The organism is Reichenbachiella sp. (genome assembly GCF_039944555.1).
In the GTDB taxonomy this organism is placed as follows: domain Bacteria; phylum Bacteroidota; class Bacteroidia; order Cytophagales; family Cyclobacteriaceae; genus Reichenbachiella.
Genome location: NZ_JBDUYN010000004.1, coordinates 677,822 through 694,069, shown reverse-complemented (window position 1 = coordinate 694,069; position 16,248 = coordinate 677,822). Strand labels below are relative to the sequence as shown.

Here is a 16,248-nt window from a genome sequence, read left to right as displayed (position 1 = left end):
TCAATAATGGCTAACAAATGAGTAACAGGTCACACCAACATAAATGCCTCCTTCTTTGCCTCGCAGGTCGAGCATAGGTAAGTGTCAGGCAGATCATGGAAAGATGTACCGGGTGCGATATCAGCAGCTTCGTCGCCATATTGAGCATCGTAAATGCTCAGGCAATGCTTGCACTGATATCTTTCGGATACCGGTTCTTGTACGGGAGCTGATTCCTTTTTGATTGAGTGCTTTGGCTGATCATCGATCTGATCAAAATACATCACACTCAGCTCCATCAGTAGGGCAGGCAGTACATTTTTCGTTACGTTTTTCACGTAAGTCACATACGCTGCGGAATTAGGATTGAAATCCTTCGCATAGAGAATATTATAAGTATTTCCTCCATCACCTTCCTCGGTATTGATCTCAATCACGACTGAGGTAAAAAGATAGATGTCGTCATTTGGTTTGATCGTAAAGGTCAACCCGGATGTGCTTATGTCTTGTTGATCGAGCGCCCGAACCAGATACTTTTTCAACTCCAGCGCTTCATCGCTCAATACCGGCAAATGCCAGTTGAGTTCAAGTGAAGAGTGTCGAAGGTTGATTCCAAAGCGTCCCATCAGCTTTTCCCAACCCACCAGGTAATTCTCTTCTATCCCTTTTATAATCAATGATTTCCAGGGTGTCAGACTGATTTTTCCGACGTTGGTTTCCATACAACGACGACACAATTCAATTAGAAAATTGATGGAAAATTTATTGTTTCGCCAATAGAGGCCCAACCAATAATTACCTCCGGGCTCACGATTCAGGCCTTCATAATAGGGAAAGGCGGCATCCGGATATTTCAGTTCTTCCAGCGGATTGAGCGTGTTAATTTCCAACTGATCTACCGCTGCAAAAAATTCTTCTATGGTAGTATTCTCACCTTCTAATTCACGCTCGTTCAAGCTTTTGGCAGCTTTGGCCAGATCATAGCCATGAATGAGTTTACCATAAGGGATCGGCATGTTATCGAACTTCTTCAGGCGCAAGTACATGTACCAATAATTATCGGTAGAAGAGGCGATAAAATTGATATTACCTGTAAACAGTGGCACCAGACTTTGCGAGGGATCTACCAGATTGATACGATGCTTGGTCCGAAAATCGAAGCTGTCCAAAATGTGATGATATACATGTGGCACGAGCCACTTTTTGTTGGGCATCACATCAAGGGCAACATAAGAACTTACAATGTTCTGATGAGTAAATTCGTTGACTTCGTATTCGGTATTGATCGACTTGAAAATATTCTCTAGCAATGCTTTGCTACGATCCTTCGCGGGAAAAAGAATATCCTGTCGGGAACCCAAATGAATAAATTCTGACCCCAGCTCCTTTGCTGTAGTCAAAACCTTCAAAAAGTCGCCAGGAGAAAGAATACCACCCTTCACGAAAACCCTGACCAAATTCTTTTTCTGCATTGCTAATTCTTTACTTCAAATATAAATCAATCAGGAAATGAGTGTTGCCTCTTCATGCGCCAAATGTTTTTTGAGCATTTGCTGGACTTCTCCCTTGCAGCTTCCACAGCCCAGTCCTGCACCAGTAGCCTGGCAAGCCTCAATCAACGTATGACAGCCTGAGTTGAATGCCTTTTCCAGATTGCCGGTACCTACATGGCTACAAGAGCAAACCAGGTTGCCCAACATTGGCTCAGCGGGTTCGCCGGAGCGAAGAAGTTCCTTTCTTTTCTCGGAAAGTTCTACTTCATTCTCTATCAATTCTTTGAATTCGGCAAATTCGGCCTTGTCTCCCATCAAAACTGCACCGATGAGTCGATCCTGGTGAATAATACATTTTTTGTAGTACTTCAGTGACTTATCTATAAAGATGATTTCGTCGTGACCCTTCATATTGAGTGGCGCATCGGCCATACCAATTGAACACAAATCCAGCTCCGGGAATTTCAAAATGTTCATAGACACTGTGCCTGAGTACAGCGTACTTAAGTCGCCCGCGATATGCCTGGCTGCTATGTCGGCCTGATCTTCGGCGGCGGCTGTAGTGCCATTCAATTTCTGATTGTGTTCCGCAATTTCACCTATGGCATAAATCTGCTCGTCACTCGTTTGCATGTAATCGTTGACAATGATGCCGCGTGCACACTTCAAACCAGCCATTCGTGCCAATTGATCATTTGGTCTTGTCCCTATAGCAAAGACTGTCGCGTGGCAATCGATCTTTTTACCACTCTTTAGCTCTATTTTAATGTCTCGTTCTCCTTTCACATTGATGTGATGCACCTCGTCATTGGTATAGACATGCACGCCCATTTCCTCAATGAGCTGGCGCAAAAGTGTACTCGCCATGGTATCTAGCTGTCGCTCCATCAGACGGGTGGACAACTGCACTATAGACACCTCGACGTCTATCTCTCTCAGCGCAGAAGCCAACTCCAATCCTAACAATCCACCCCCCACAATCAGCACATGTCCCTGGTGGTCAATATATTTCTTAAGTCCATCTGCACTGTGCCTATCACGCATGGTAAACAATCCTGGCAGTTCCATAGGTATATTTCCAGGCACAAAAGCTCTTGAGCCTGTAGCTAATATCAATAGGTCGTAATGATGTGTAACTCCTTTTGAGTCGACTACTGTTTTCTTCACCTTGTCCACATCTTCCACGCTTGTAGCATTGTGCAGAGTCACATTCAGCTCTTCAAATTCGCCATATTTGAATTTAAGCAGGTCTTCCCATTCTTTATGCTCATTTACATACTCAGGGAGTAATACACGATTGTAGAACGGGTGTTCCTCTTTTGAGAAAACATGAATTTCATCTTCTTTGTTAAGTGTCCGATATGAATTAATAAAGCGATACGCAGCAGCTCCGGCACCTACAATTACGATCTTTTGTTTGGCCTTTTTATACTTTTCTACTCGTACAGCAGAGTATTTGAAGCCCGGCTGTTTTGATGTAGGATCAACCTCCTTATTTGTGATATTGTTGGCTCTGCCGAATGCATTTTGCAAAATTTTTCCCCAGTGCATGGGCAGGAAAACCACGCCTTTCTTGATTTTATCTGTCAGGACAGCATTTACCCGTACTTCACCTCTTTCATTTTGCACGACTAACGGCATACCATCTTCGATTCCTCTGGTTTTGGCATCTTCTGGGTGCATTTCAAGGAATGGTTTGGGCATGTGCTTATTGAGCTTGTTCACCTTGACTGTGCGTGTCATGGTGTGCCACTGGTCACGGATTCGGCCTGTAGTCAATATCAGTGGATACGCTTCTGAAAGTTGATCCGCGTCATTCCTGCTTCCTCCTGCTAAAATTTGTGCTTTGCCAGATGGGGTATAAAATTTCCTATCTTCAAAAAGTCTGGGCGTACCCGGGTGATTTTTAAAAGGTACAGGCCACTGCACAGAACCTTCGGCTTTCAATCGCTCATAAGTCAGACCCGAGATATCGATATTCGTACCTTTGGTCAGCCGACCATGCTCTGTATAAATTTCTTCTATCGAATGGAAATCGAAGCCCTCGAAGCCCATGCGTCGTGCAAACCGAATTAAAATTTCATTGTCCGGAAGCGCTTCTCCTGGTGCTTCCACCACCTTAGGCAGATAGCTAATTCGTCTTTCCGAATTGGTCATAGTGCCTTCCTTTTCGAGCCATCCGGCCGCTGGCAACAACAGATCAGCATATTTGGCTGTATCGGATCTGGAAGAAATATCCTGTACCACTACGAATTTAGCTTTTTTCAGAGCCCGGTCTACCAGCTCAGCATTGGGCATGCTCACTGAAGGATTGGTGCAAATAATCCACACGGCCTTCATTTCTCCAGTGTCCAGGGCCTCAAACATTTGTGTAGCAGTAAGCCCCGGTTTGTCAGATAAAGTCTCCACGCCCCAAAAATTAGCAACTTCTTTGCGGTGATCTTCATTGGACTGAACCCGGTGAGCGGCTAATAAAGAAGCCATGCCTCCCACTTCTCTTCCTCCCATAGCGTTGGGCTGACCTGTCAGAGAGAAGGGCCCGGAACCCGGTTTACCAATATGGCCCGTAATTAGGTTTAGATTAATCAACGCCAGATTGTTATTTACTCCTTGCGTACTTTGGTTAAGTCCCATTGTCCATAGGGACAAAAATCCCTTAGCATCTCCTATGTACTGAGCGGCCAACCTGATTTGATCAACAGGCACATCACAAATTTCAGCTGCCTCCGCTAGTGAGGTACTCAATACCTTTTCTTTATAATCTTCAAAACCGTCAGTATGGTCCTGAATGAACTTCAAATCGAAATTGCCACTTTCGATCAGGACACGACCGATGGCGTGTAACAACGTCTCATCTGTACCTGGTGTCAACTGCATGTGCAAATCAGCTATTGCGCATGAATCCGTCACCCGGGGGTCGATAACAACTATCTTAATATCAGGATTTTGTTCTTTGTGCTGCTCGATTCTTCTGAACAGAATAGGATGGCACCAGGCCGGATTGGCTCCGGCTATTAAGAAGCAGTCGGCTAATTCAATATCTTCATAGGAGATAGGCACAGCATCTTCACCAAGCGTTTTGGTATATCCCACTACCGCTGAGCTCATGCAAAGTCTGGAGTTTGTATCGATGTTATTGGTGCCGATGTAGCCTTTGGTCAACTTATTGACCAGATAGTATTCTTCTGTCAAACACTGACCTGAGATGTAAAATCCCACTGAATTGGGTCCGTGGTTATCAATGAAAGTTTTAAAAACTGCGGCTGCCCTGTCGATGGCGGTATCCCAATTGACGCGTTGCAATGGATGATTTTTTGACCCTCTCATCTGCGGATAGAGTATTCGGTCTGACTGATCCTGAACTACGTAGTTTAGGCTTCTCCCTTTAGAACATAGCATGCCCCGATTCACAGGGTGATCTGCCGTCCCTTCTAGTTCAATATTCCCCTTTTTATTGATGCTAACATCTATTCCACAGCCTACGCCACAATAGGAGCAGGTTGTTTTAGCTTTTACCGGAAGGTTCATTTTTGACGCACTCATATCCGTAGAATTTGCATTGCGCTCTGATCATATCCAAAGCACAATGTAAAATTACGTATTTTTAGTAAATTTATTACGTATAATTACGTAATAAATTATACTATAAACGACTTCGGTAAAGACTTGGATAAAGCTAATTTCAACAAGGACTGGAGAAGTCTTGCTTTATATAGATTGCCTACAATAATCTGAAAATGACCTTATGTAAAGAGTACTTAATTAATAATGTAAGGTTCGCTGTCGATTTTTCGAATTAGTTCTGTGACGTTGCCCACGGACAGTTTCTTCATAATGTTAAATCGATGAGTTTCAACCGTACGGATGCTTTTTTGGAGTTCATCAGCTATTTCTTTATTGCTATGTCCTTCGTATACCAATTTCAGAATTTGCTTTTCTCTTTTCGTAATATGATAATCGGTTTTGACCAGTGTGCTATCACCGGCTTGAGACGATCTTGGCACTCCGGAAGCCTTATTCAGATATCCGTTGACCAGGACATCAGAAATGTCACCGCTAAAATATTTGTGGCCTTCAAGGACACTTTTCAAGGCTTTTACAAACTCCTCTTTGGTGGTGTCTTTGAGCAAATAACCAGAGGCTCCAGATTCCACACTTTTGATGATGTACTCTTCATCGTCATGCATGGATAGGATCAACGTTTTAGTTTCTGGGGAGATTTTTTTCAATTTAGCTGTGGTCTCTATCCCATTCATTATTGGCATGTTGATATCCGAAATTAGAATATCAGGCTTGAACTGCTTTACTTTTTCAATCGCTTCTTCTCCATTTGAAGCTTCGGCAATTACTTCTACTTCTCCTTCACTCTCGAGCAATATTTTGATGCCATTTCTTACAATGACATGATCGTCGGCTAAGATTACTTTTATCGTGTCCATAAGTCTAGCTTAAAGGTAGTTTGATAATAATTTTCGTCCCTACCCCTAGTTTTGTTTGAATATCAAGCGAACCATTGATAAAGGCTGCTCTTTCTTTCATATTGAAAATACCATGTCCGGAAGCTCCAAAATGTCCGGTTTTTTCCAATTTCTTAAATTCAAAGCCCTTGCCGTTGTCCTCTACAATCACGATCAAGTGCGATGGATTATGTTCAAAACTAATAACAATTTTATCAGCTGCAGCATATTTGATTCCGTTGTTTACTGCTTCTTGGACAATGCGGTACAAATTGGTTTCTACATTTTTGTCTAACCGATTGATAAAATTAGTTCTATTCTCAAATACAACCTCGGTGTTGGTTAAGGCGGAGACTTCCTGACTGATCTTTTTCATGGCAGGAGTAATACCAAAATCAACCAGACTGCTTGGTGTCAAATTGAAAGAAACCCGTCTCACTTCTTTGATCACACTCTTCATCAGATCCTTAGTATCCCTGATTCTTTTTTTCATGTGTGGCGAATCTGAAGGGGTAATTCCCTCCAGGTTGAGTTTCAGGCCTGTGAGCATCTGGCCAATACCATCATGAATCTCCTGGGATATCCTTTTTCGTTCTTCCTCCTGACCTTCGAGTATAAGTACGGAACGATATTGCTGCTCTCTTACTCTTTTTTCAATGGCTTCGCGGTTAATTTCCCTGGAGCGTTGCTTGGCCTCCTTTTCCTCGGTCACATCCCGTCCAATGGCCAAAATTTTGGTTTCACCGGATTTGCCGTGTAGTACAGGTTGCATAGACATATCCAGCCAAATCAGGTCACCATCAAGATCTGTTAAATTCAACTCTCCATTCCAAGACTGACCTCTTGAAAGAATATTTCTTAAGCTTGTGATAAAGTCTTCGTTTAGGTTTTCTTCTTTGAACCAATCATAAATGTTGGTAAAAAATCCGTCTTCACTGATAGACATGATTTGCTTGAACCGATCTGATATAAATTCTATCTCTCCACTGGTACTCAGCTTCAGCAAGGTGGTTGGGTCTTCTGGCACAAGGTTGACTGCTTCGAGGTCCTGATAGGATTTGCCTAGCTCATTGTAGAGTTTGTTTAACTCCTGCGTCATTCTCTTAGCGGATTCCTCGGATTCGATGAGGTCAGAATAGATGGCCCTAAACTTGACATAGGCAGGGCGAACAACGGTGAAAAAAACCGCTAATCCCGTACCAATCAATATTCCTACTAACCAGCGCCAGTCCTCCACAAAAAAATATTGCGCGGCAACGGCCATGAGGGTAACTCCGGCTAAAGCAGCGACGCATACTTTTACCAGTTTGCTAAGTGCCTGTGTTTTTTTCAATTTTAATAATTTGATGCTAAACTTACTCGAAAGCCATGAGATACTAACATAAAGGCCTTTCTATAGAGCCCGAAAGTAAAGTTTTAACTGGCTTCTAAATTAGACTTTAAATGACAATTTAATTTTGTTGACTTAATTTTTGAAACCAACATAAACCTGGCCTGCCTCCACTTTGACCGGATAGGTAGCCAATGCACAGTGCTCTCCGTTGAGATTGTTCCCGTTTTTTAATGAAAATGTTTGCTTGTGAAATGGACATGCCACCTTTGGCTCATCTCCATCGGAGCCCAGCATACCTCTACTTAAAATCATTTGTTTTTTGTGGGGACAAAGATTTTGAGTGGCATACCATTCGCTCCTACGGCTAAAGTTGAAGACAGCCACTTGTAGTCCTTTATATTCTACACAGACACCACCGTCCGAAGGAAAATCTTCGACAGTGGCTACCTTGTGCCAGGTATCAACTTCACTCTCTTTTACTGTTTTATACGCTACTATTTCGTCGGTCATCATCTTTTTTGATTATTTGCTTTCCACCAAATTTTTGTCCCAATCCACAGGTTTCTTCTGCCCTCTGAAATCTTCGAATTGCATGGTTGGATCTGGTATTTCTGTATTCACAAAGTGGCTGAATTTCCTTCTCAGCTCAGGATTGTTGACCACCTCTTTCCACTCGCATTTGTAAGTGTCTACCATGAATTCCATTTCTCTTTCCAGGTCTGCAGCTACTCCCAATGAATCCTCTACTACCACCTGCTTTAAGTATTCCATACCGCCATCCAGTTTGTTTAGCCAGGTGGCTGTTCTGTTCAATGGTTCTGCCGTCTTGATGTAAAACATTAAGAATCTATCAATGAATTTCTTACAGGTTTCAGAGTCAATATCACCGGCTAAGAGTTGGGCATGTTGCGGATTAGCTCCGCCATTGCCACATACATATAGATTCCAACCCAGATCCGTGGCTATGATGCCAAAGTCTTTACTCAAAGCCTCTGCGCATTCTCTTCTACAGCCCGAAACTGCGCTTTTCAGTTTATGCGGTGAGCGCAACCCTCTGTATCGCTCTTCTATTTCAATAGCAAATGAGACCGAATCGTGTAATCCATATCTACACCAGGACGAACCCACACAGCTTTTTACAGTTCGTAGCGACTTGCCATAAGCATGCCCGCTTTCAAATCCTGCATCAATCAACTCTTCCCAGATATCTGGTAACTGATTGACTGTAGCTCCGAATAAATCGATTCGTTGACCTCCGGTAATTTTGGTATACAAATCGTACTTCTTAGCCACTTGACCTATCACGATCAATTTGTCTGGCGTAATCTCGCCTCCGGGGATTCTGGGTACAACAGAATAGGACCCTCCCTTTTGGATGTTTGCCAAAAACCGATCGTTGGTATCCTGAATGGTATCTTGATTCAGAATGAGTTCGTTCCAGATACTGGCCATTAATGAAGCAACTGCCGGTTTGCAAACTTCACATCCATCGCCATATCCATGAGTATCCAGTAGCTCGTTGTAGCTTTTAATTCCTTTTACCTTGATCAGGTCGAATAACTCCTGTCGAGAATAGTCAAAATGCTCACAAAGTACTTTTTTGACCGTTTTCCCCATGGATTTCAACTGTATGTCAAAGATGTCTGTCACCATTGGACTACAAGCGCCACAACCTGTTCCTGCCTTGGTACAGGTTTTTACGTCGGCTACACTTTCAAGATTCTGTTCAACGATTGACTTACAGATATCCCCTTTGGTCACATTTTCGCAAGAACAAATTTGAGCCGTATCCGGCAACTCCATCTCCATGGACTCTCCACCTCTACTCCCCAGGATGAGATCTTCAGGGTTTGGGGGTAGAGCCATTCCATTGAGTGTCACTTGTAAGAGCATGTTATAGGCTTCTGCGTCCCCTACAAGGATGCCACCCAGTAGTTTTTTTCCGTCTTCGGAAATGTTAATTCTTTTGTACACTCCTTCCAGCTTGTCCTCGAATATGATAGGCTTATGAGGCGTGTTTTCACAGAGTGCATCTCCAAAACTGGCTACGTCAACACCGATCAATTTCAACTTGGTGGACATATCGTAGCTTTGAAATACTTTGTCGCCACTATCCAACAGTTGGTCTACCACTACATCGGCCATTTCGTAACCGGGAGCAACAAGGCCATAGATAAAATTTTTGTGAAGCGCACATTCGCCAATGGCATAGATATCCGGGTCTGTAGTTTGAAGTGAATCGTTCACAACAATACCTCCTCTTTGTCCTATTTCCAGACCACTTTGAGCAGCAAGTTCGTCTCGGGGCTTTATACCGCAAGAAATTACGAGCATATCTGCCGCCAATAATTCACCATCAGTAAATTCAAGGCCGGTCATACTTTCTTCACCCAGAATACTGGCCGTATTCCGGCTCATATGAATATTGATCCCGAGCGCTTCCATTTTATCTTTCAAGGCATCAGAACCGGTCTGGTCCAGCTGTCTTGGCATCAGCCTCGGAGCAAACTCGATAACATGAGTTTCCTGGTTCAAATCCAACATGGCTTTGGCCGCTTCCAAACCAAGTAAGCCTCCGCCAAGAACAGCTGCTTTTTTGGAAGTTTTACCATAGGCTATAATGGCCTCCAAATCTTCTATGGTACGATAAACGAAAACGCCCTGCATTTCGGATCCTTTGATGGGAGGAACGAACGCACTTGACCCCGTGGCCAGTACCAGCTTATCATACGAGGCTTCTAGTCCGGTGTGACTGGTAACCTTTTTATTATTTCTATCAATAGAGACAATCAGTTCTCCTGTGATGAGCTCTACGTCATTTTCTACGTACCAACTTCGTGGTGCCATCTCCAAATCAGCTACTGATCGATTGGAAAAGTATTCACTGAGATGCACTCTGTCGTACGCAGGATGCGGCTCTTCGCCAAAAACTTTAACTGAAAATTGTCCCTTAGCGGCCTTGGATCTAAGTTTTTCACAAAACTTGTACCCAACCATACCATTGCCTATTACTATGATCTGTTCCATACCTTAGATTAATTACGTAAAATTACGTAGTTTTTTCTAAGTAATGGAAATAATTACGTAGTTAATTTTGAGATTGACTACGATCGGGCAGATATTTCTCTGCGATGTGCAGGTCCAACTTTATGTCAACAGCATTCTTAATAGGTCTACAAACTTCCACACATCTTCAAAAGAATTATACAAAGGAACAGCCGCTACACGAATCACATTCGGTTCTCTCCAGTCAGCTATGACTCCATTGTCTGCCAATTTATTGAACAAGTCTTTTCCTCCATTAGCCAGGGAAAGAGAAAGCTGTGCACCTCTTTGTTTCGGATCATTAGGTGTAATAATCCGGATTTTTTCTTTTTCAGAATTTAGCTCATTGAGTAGATATTCCATATAACCGGTTAGCAGTACACTCTTGCTTCTCAGCTTTTCTATACCCGCTTCAGAAAATATCTCAAGTGAAGCTAAGTGAGCCGCACTTGGAAGCACATTGACATTGCTCAATTGCCAGGCATCAGCGCCTGACATGGGAATGAATCCTTTCTGCATTTTGAATCTTTGGGATTCATCATGCCCCCACCACCCTGCGAAACGAGGCAAATCCGGATTACTGCTATGACGCTCATGAACAAATACACCGGATACGCCGCCTGGTCCTGAATTCAAATACTTATAAGAACACCATACCGCGAAGTCCACTCCGTCATCGTGTAACTGAAGTGGCACATTACCAAAGGCATGTGCCAGGTCAAAGCCTACCAATGCTCCATACTGATGTCCTTTTTGAGTGATTGATTTGATATCGAAAAGTTGTCCGGAATAATACTGAACACCAGCCATCATGACCAACGCTAATTGATCTTTATGCTCTTCAATAGTTGATAATATGTCCTCGGTTCTTAAGGTTTCCTCTCCTGGTCGTGGACTGAGCTCTACTAAGGCCTCCTTCGGATCGAATAGCTGCTTTCCACCATGATAGGCATGAAAATTCAATTGAGTCTCTAAGGCATACTGATCGGAAGGAAAGGCTCCCGCTTCTGTTATTATCTTAAATTTCTCCGAGGTAGGTCTATAAAAAGACACCATCATCAGATGTAAGTTGGTGGTCAGACTATTCATAGAAACTACTTCGGATTCTTTGGCACCAGACAGTTTAGCCAAATGGCTTTTCAGAAACTTATGATAATGAAACCATGGACGTGTGGCTTGCTCATCGAAGTGCCCTTCTACACCTAGATTTTGCCAATCTTCCAATTCTTGCTCTACATATTTTCTGGTTGATTTTGGTTGTAAACCCAAAGAATTGCCTACCAAATAGATGCAGTTTTTACCTTCATGCTTAGGTATGTGGAATTTGTCTCTAAAAGATTGCAGTGGGTCATTGAAATCGCATTCTTGTGCGAAATCTAACGTGTTTTTGTATTGCATCAGGAAGTATAATTCTAATTTTGAGAAGTACGCTCAGACGAACAGTGAAAATCAAATTCTTTCCAAACGAAAGAGTTAATTGCTAGACAAATCGTGGATCCGTTTCCATGACATGCCCGCAGTTGTCGCAGGTACGCAACTCTTCTGAGGCGTAATACTCTTTAAATCTCGGTTGAAAATCTTTCTCTACGTTGGTCAGATAAAAGTAGGTTTCGTGAAGTTTGTTGTTACACTTATCGCAGAACCACATCAGACCATCATCCATATCTCTTTTCCGCTTACGTTCAATAACCAGTCCGACCGTGTTTTCCCCCCGGATCGGAGAGTGCGGAACTTTGGCGGGATGCAGGTACATTTCGCCTTCTTTGATCACCACATCTACGGCCTTACCGTCTTCCTGAATTCGGACTGTAATTTCTCCCTGCAATTGATAGAACAACTCCTCAGTCTCGTTGTAATGATAGTCTTTTCTTGCATTTGGGCCACCCACAATCATGACAATATAGTCCTCTGATTCTACGTAAAGATTTTTGTTGCTCACCGGGGGTTTAAGAAGATCACGATTGTCGTCGATCCATTGTTGTAAATTGAAGGGTCTGCGAATGGGCATATTGTTGTTGTTTAATTAAAAAAAAGTGTCAACTTCGAATTTCAAATTCGGTAGGGTTATGCCGACTATAAAGAAACCAGAATTGAATTACCTGACCTTCAAAACTAATAAAAATTGCGCATAGGATTGATCTCAGACACTCATGGATTTTTAGATCCAAAGGTATTTGACTACTTCAAGGAAGTGGATCAAATCTGGCATGCCGGGGATGTGGGTACTGCAGCTATCATCGAGGAGTTGGGTGCCTTCAAACCTATACTGGGAGTGTATGGCAATATCGACGGACAAGATGTACGGCAGCTTTTCCCAGAAGATCAAAAGTTCGACTGTGAGGGAGTGCGTGTTTGGATGACTCACATAGGGGGCAAACCTCCCAGATACAATCCAAGAGTGAGACCTCTTATAAATAAATGGCTTCCACAATTATTTATTTGTGGCCATTCCCATATTTTGGCTGTGATGCACGATCCGAAAAGGCCAGGCATTCTATATATGAATCCGGGCGCTGCCGGAAGGCATGGTTTTCACAAAGAGAGGACATTGCTAAGATTTACCATTGAGGCAGGGAAAACCAAAGATCTTGAGGTGATCAAATTAGGCAGTAGAGCAAGGCTTGTATAGTCTACTTGCACTCTTCAAGTTGTTGTTCCAACTCTTTAACCCTCTTGCTGGCTTGCACGGCTACTTCCAAAACTTGTTGTTGATCAGCTTTTGCCATGTCTAAATTCTTTTGTGCGTATTCAAGATTGACCTTGGCCGACATCGTTTGCTTCTCTGCTTCATCTGCCTTGATTTTGGCAAAGACAGCAAAAAATATTATCAATAGGCTCAATACTCCGATGATGATGTTTTTTATCATTTTGTTAAGTTCATTTCTTACAATTTTCAAGCTCTTGCTCTAATTTACGCGCGTTTTGGGCTTCTATAGTAGCAAGTGCTGCCTGTTCTGCTGCTTTTTGCTCTTCTAGCTTCGCTTTTTCTTCATTTTCCTTCGCAAGTTTCAGATTCATTTCGGCAAGCAGTGTCTGCCTTTCCGCCTCTGTTGCCTTAATGTTGGCGTAGACCACAAAGAATACGGTAACGAAGACTAGAACTCCAATGATTATGTTTTTTAACACGTCTGTGAATGTTTTGAGTTGTTCCATCAAAATAATCCATTTTCATGCAACCACAAAATCCGATGATCGATTAGAAGACCAGTTTTAAATGTACTAGCTAATTAAGTATCATTTATAGTCCTCTCTCACGGGATTAAATACATCTATCACTTTGCAATCTGTCAAAGCTTTTCCAGAATGTTCTGCGTTCGCGGGAATAGTGGCCACACTACCAGCAAGGAGTAACTGTGTTTCGCCGGCAACAGTCATTTCAAACTCTCCTTCTAATAAGCTTGTCACTTGTTCATGGATATGTGAATGTGCAGGAAGTACTGCCCCTTTGCTAATATTGAAATAGCCAATGGTCATGGTATCAGTATGAATCAAATTCCCAACAATACCAGGTAGGAGTTCTTTCTTTTCTAGATTCTTAAGATTGTGAAATATCATAGTCGCTTGTATTTTTCGCCAGCCAGAATTTTTAGTGGCAAGATATTTTGCGCCGGCGGCAATGGGCAAGTAGTAAATTCTGAATAAACGCAAGGGGGATTGTACAGGCGATTAAAGTCTATGGTAACTTTTCCGTTGTTTTGAGGTAAGTCTACATAAACATACCTTCCACCTCCGTAAGTGGTCTCATCATTTGTCAGATCTCCTACGATCAGGAATCCTCCCTCGCCAACTGATAGTTCATATCCCATTCCATTAAGCTCAAAGGACAATATGCCTTTAAAATCCATTTGCTGCGCGGTACCGAGTTGTGTATTAACATCCTCAGTTTTTGATTTTTCAAAAGGCCGGTAGTCTGCAATTACCACATACTTACTTTTCAAAGGATACGCTTCAAAACCTTTAAATGTCTTTGCTATTTTGCTGTTTTGATCTTTAACGCGAAGAAAATACTCCTCTGCTCGCTTGATCACCTGCCATTCCAGATGCTTATATTTAAGCATAGGAGAATTAGGAAAGGTATCAAATTCATAAGCCATTTGACTCACTAGAGAATCTTGATTCACAGTTCTGATTTCGACACTATCTGAAGCGGTAAACAATATATCGTCATCAGAAAACTCTATTACTCCAATTGTAGGTGGGATGTCAGCGCTGGTGAGCTGAATATTGTTGTCTTGGGATGCGCCAAAAAAATTAGTTCCGGACACAAGAGGGTGCAATCCAACTAACTTTAAATAGTGATCTCTTCCTTTTGCCAGACGTTCACGAAATTCTTTATCTGCTTTCAGATAATCTTCCGAAAGCGGCTTATCATTTTGTTGACACGAATAAAGGAACAGAAAAAAAAATAAAGAGCTGCTAAGCTTCAAAAATTTGGATAGTGTATGATGCATAGTGAATACTGCCTGGTGCAAGTTTAATTATTCCGGGCTTATGAATGAGTTCATGATCAGAATCCTCAAAATCAGGTAACCCGTCCCATGGTTCTATACATAGAAAATTGGCATCGGGTTTCGACCAAACGCCTAGAAATGGAAAATCATCAAAATTAATGCTAATCTTACCTTTGGAGCTTTTGGACTTAATACTTACTTCAGAAGAGTTCAGCTCGGTGAAAATCAATGCATCATTGTCAAACAAACCGTTTTCCAGAGACAGTTTATTAGTTTCCTCCATCATCGTTTGCTCTTCTTTCGTCAATAGACCATTTTCTGAAATCATGAAAATCGAATTATTCTCCTTTCGCTCAAACTCTAAATAATAATCGTCTCTATTTTCGCCGTCTTTCCATGGATAATTGAATGCAGGATGACCGCCTATCGAAAAGTAAATAGGTCCTTTATCAGCATTGACCACTTCATGAAAAACTTGCAAACGACTTTCAAACAGGAAAAAGCTGATTTTCATCTCAAACTTAAAAGGATAAACTGCCAGTGTTTCCTCATCGCTGGAGATCGAAAACGACAGTCTCGAACTCGTTCGGTTGATCAAACGCACTTTAGTGCTATTTCTTACAAATCCGTGCTTGGGTAGCTCGTAAGATTTGCCTTCGAAAGTATATTTACCATCTTTTAGTGCTCCAATGACCGGAAACAGAACTGGGGCAGCTCCTTTCCAAATTTTTGGGTCAGCTTGCCAAATGTATTCATACCCGGAGGTCTTAGACAAAATACTACAGAGTTCAGCTCCACATTCATCGATTTCTACTTTGAACAGGTCATTTTCGATCGAGTATTTCACTTTGGTTTTAGTTTTGAATTGTACTGCAAATTAATCAATATCTGAGACTGATAGAGACCAATCCGACCCTCTCAGAACAAATGATTAAAAAAATTAAAGAATGAATGACACGATTCCCAAGAATAGTGCAGTTTTCTTTTTTCGTAAGGAAGAAAATTACGGAGTTGATATAATTTTGCAGTTAGTAATTTTTGTTTAAATGGAATTGACAGCAGACAATAAATTAAAGAAGTTAATCGTAGTGGGAGATCGCCTACTGATCAAGCCTAAAAAGGAGGCAGAGAAAACTGATAGTGGATTATTTCTTCCACCGGGAGTAAAGGAAAAAGAAAGAATACAGTCTGGGTATATTGTAAAAGCTGGACCTGGCTTACCTATTCCTATGCCGGTAGAAGAAGAGGATTGGAAGCCCGAAGAAAGCAAAGTAAAGTATCTGCCACTTCAAGCCAAAGAAGGAGATCTGGCCATCTTTCTACAAAATGGCGCCTTTGAGGTGATCTATCAGAAAGAAAAATATTTTATTGTACCTCAAGCATCTATCCTAATGCTTGAACGAGAAGAGGATTTGTAATTAAGCTGCTCTCACGCTGGTCAAATGCTTAGCTAGAGAACAGCTTTTCTTGCTTCATTATCGGTTAGACAC

15 protein-coding genes are annotated in these 16,248 nt (G+C 42.1%); 2 read left to right on the top strand and 13 right to left on the bottom strand.

What is annotated here, in order from left to right:
- Window positions 1-29 precede the first annotated feature (29 nt).
- From ABJD64_RS04480 to ABJD64_RS04445, 8 genes are all read right to left on the bottom strand, one after another.
- Entirely contained in the window at window positions 30-1,451 is a 1,422-nt protein-coding gene (locus tag ABJD64_RS04480; RefSeq protein ID WP_348177829.1) for a rubredoxin, read from the bottom strand.
- A 30-nt stretch (window positions 1,452-1,481) separates the two neighbouring features.
- Entirely contained in the window at window positions 1,482-5,015 is a 3,534-nt protein-coding gene (locus ABJD64_RS04475) for a molybdopterin-dependent oxidoreductase (protein WP_348177827.1), read from the bottom strand.
- 215 nt (window positions 5,016-5,230) lie between these two features.
- Window positions 5,231-5,911, bottom strand: a complete 681-nt coding sequence (locus ABJD64_RS04470; protein WP_348177825.1) for a response regulator transcription factor — start codon at window positions 5,909-5,911, stop codon at window positions 5,231-5,233.
- A 4-nt stretch (window positions 5,912-5,915) separates the two neighbouring features.
- Complete coding sequence (locus ABJD64_RS04465) at window positions 5,916-7,262, bottom strand: histidine kinase (RefSeq protein WP_348177823.1); 1,347 nt, start codon at window positions 7,260-7,262, stop codon at window positions 5,916-5,918.
- Window positions 7,263-7,394: 132 nt separating this feature from the next.
- On the bottom strand, window positions 7,395-7,772 hold the full coding sequence (gene nirD / locus ABJD64_RS04460) for a nitrite reductase small subunit NirD (protein WP_348177989.1): 378 nt from the start codon (window positions 7,770-7,772) through the stop codon (window positions 7,395-7,397).
- A gap of 12 nt (window positions 7,773-7,784) precedes the next feature.
- Window positions 7,785-10,289, bottom strand: coding sequence for a nitrite reductase large subunit NirB (gene nirB / locus ABJD64_RS04455; protein WP_348177821.1), 2,505 nt, complete (start codon window positions 10,287-10,289; stop codon window positions 7,785-7,787).
- 120 nt (window positions 10,290-10,409) lie between these two features.
- Window positions 10,410-11,705 (bottom strand): kynureninase, encoded by a 1,296-nt coding sequence (kynU, locus tag ABJD64_RS04450; RefSeq protein WP_348177819.1) that lies wholly within the window; start codon window positions 11,703-11,705, stop codon window positions 10,410-10,412.
- Between the two features lie 82 nt (window positions 11,706-11,787).
- A complete protein-coding gene (locus ABJD64_RS04445; protein WP_348177817.1) occupies window positions 11,788-12,315 on the bottom strand; it encodes a 3-hydroxyanthranilate 3,4-dioxygenase in 528 nt (175 codons plus the stop codon).
- A gap of 114 nt (window positions 12,316-12,429) precedes the next feature.
- Here ABJD64_RS04445 and ABJD64_RS04440 point away from each other — a divergent pair, with 114 nt between their 5' ends.
- Entirely contained in the window at window positions 12,430-12,936 is a 507-nt protein-coding gene (locus ABJD64_RS04440; RefSeq protein ID WP_348177815.1) for a metallophosphoesterase family protein, read from the top strand.
- Between the two features lies 1 nt (window position 12,937).
- Here ABJD64_RS04440 and ABJD64_RS04435 read toward each other — a convergent pair whose 3' ends face one another.
- The 5 genes from ABJD64_RS04435 to ABJD64_RS04415 form a co-directional block, all read right to left on the bottom strand.
- Window positions 12,938-13,174 carry a hypothetical protein gene (locus ABJD64_RS04435; RefSeq protein WP_348177813.1) on the bottom strand — a complete coding sequence of 79 codons (237 nt, stop codon included), beginning with the start codon at window positions 13,172-13,174 and terminating at the stop codon, window positions 12,938-12,940.
- A 10-nt stretch (window positions 13,175-13,184) separates the two neighbouring features.
- Window positions 13,185-13,460, bottom strand: a complete 276-nt coding sequence (locus ABJD64_RS04430) for a hypothetical protein (RefSeq protein ID WP_348177811.1) — start codon at window positions 13,458-13,460, stop codon at window positions 13,185-13,187.
- Between the two features lie 81 nt (window positions 13,461-13,541).
- Window positions 13,542-13,862: a cupin domain-containing protein gene (locus ABJD64_RS04425; RefSeq protein ID WP_348177809.1), complete on the bottom strand. Its 321-nt coding sequence runs from the start codon at window positions 13,860-13,862 to the stop codon at window positions 13,542-13,544.
- Complete coding sequence (locus ABJD64_RS04420; RefSeq protein ID WP_348177807.1) at window positions 13,859-14,758, bottom strand: DUF1684 domain-containing protein; 900 nt, start codon at window positions 14,756-14,758, stop codon at window positions 13,859-13,861. Before ABJD64_RS04420 ends, ABJD64_RS04425 begins: the two co-directional genes overlap by 4 nt.
- Window positions 14,724-15,605 (bottom strand): aldose 1-epimerase family protein, encoded by an 882-nt coding sequence (locus tag ABJD64_RS04415; protein ID WP_348177805.1) that lies wholly within the window; start codon window positions 15,603-15,605, stop codon window positions 14,724-14,726. Before ABJD64_RS04415 ends, ABJD64_RS04420 begins: the two co-directional genes overlap by 35 nt.
- Before the next feature lie 199 nt (window positions 15,606-15,804).
- Between ABJD64_RS04415 and ABJD64_RS04410 the strand changes: the two genes are divergently transcribed.
- Window positions 15,805-16,176, top strand: coding sequence for a co-chaperone GroES family protein (locus ABJD64_RS04410; protein ID WP_348177803.1), 372 nt, complete (start codon window positions 15,805-15,807; stop codon window positions 16,174-16,176).
- The last annotated feature ends 72 nt before the right edge of the window (window positions 16,177-16,248 follow it).

Bases quoted from the DNA above. Each gene is read 5' to 3' on its own strand.
- nirB (WP_348177821.1), bottom strand. From the start codon at position 10,289: ATGGAACAGATCATAGTAATAGGCAATGGTATGGTTGGGTACAAGTTT.
- ABJD64_RS04435 (WP_348177813.1), bottom strand. From the start codon at position 13,174: ATGATAAAAAACATCATCATCGGAGTATTGAGCCTATTGATAATATTT.
- ABJD64_RS04425 (WP_348177809.1), bottom strand. From the start codon at position 13,862: ATGATATTTCACAATCTTAAGAATCTAGAAAAGAAAGAACTCCTACCT.
- ABJD64_RS04470 (WP_348177825.1), bottom strand. From the start codon at position 5,911: ATGGACACGATAAAAGTAATCTTAGCCGACGATCATGTCATTGTAAGA.
- ABJD64_RS04420 (WP_348177807.1), bottom strand. From the start codon at position 14,758: ATGCATCATACACTATCCAAATTTTTGAAGCTTAGCAGCTCTTTATTT.
- nirD (WP_348177989.1), bottom strand. From the start codon at position 7,772: ATGACCGACGAAATAGTAGCGTATAAAACAGTAAAAGAGAGTGAAGTT.
- ABJD64_RS04410 (WP_348177803.1), top strand. From the start codon at position 15,805: ATGGAATTGACAGCAGACAATAAATTAAAGAAGTTAATCGTAGTGGGA.
- ABJD64_RS04475 (WP_348177827.1), bottom strand. From the start codon at position 5,015: ATGAGTGCGTCAAAAATGAACCTTCCGGTAAAAGCTAAAACAACCTGC.
- kynU (WP_348177819.1), bottom strand. From the start codon at position 11,705: ATGCAATACAAAAACACGTTAGATTTCGCACAAGAATGCGATTTCAAT.
- ABJD64_RS04445 (WP_348177817.1), bottom strand. From the start codon at position 12,315: ATGCCCATTCGCAGACCCTTCAATTTACAACAATGGATCGACGACAAT.
- ABJD64_RS04480 (WP_348177829.1), bottom strand. From the start codon at position 1,451: ATGCAGAAAAAGAATTTGGTCAGGGTTTTCGTGAAGGGTGGTATTCTT.
- ABJD64_RS04430 (WP_348177811.1), bottom strand. From the start codon at position 13,460: ATGGAACAACTCAAAACATTCACAGACGTGTTAAAAAACATAATCATT.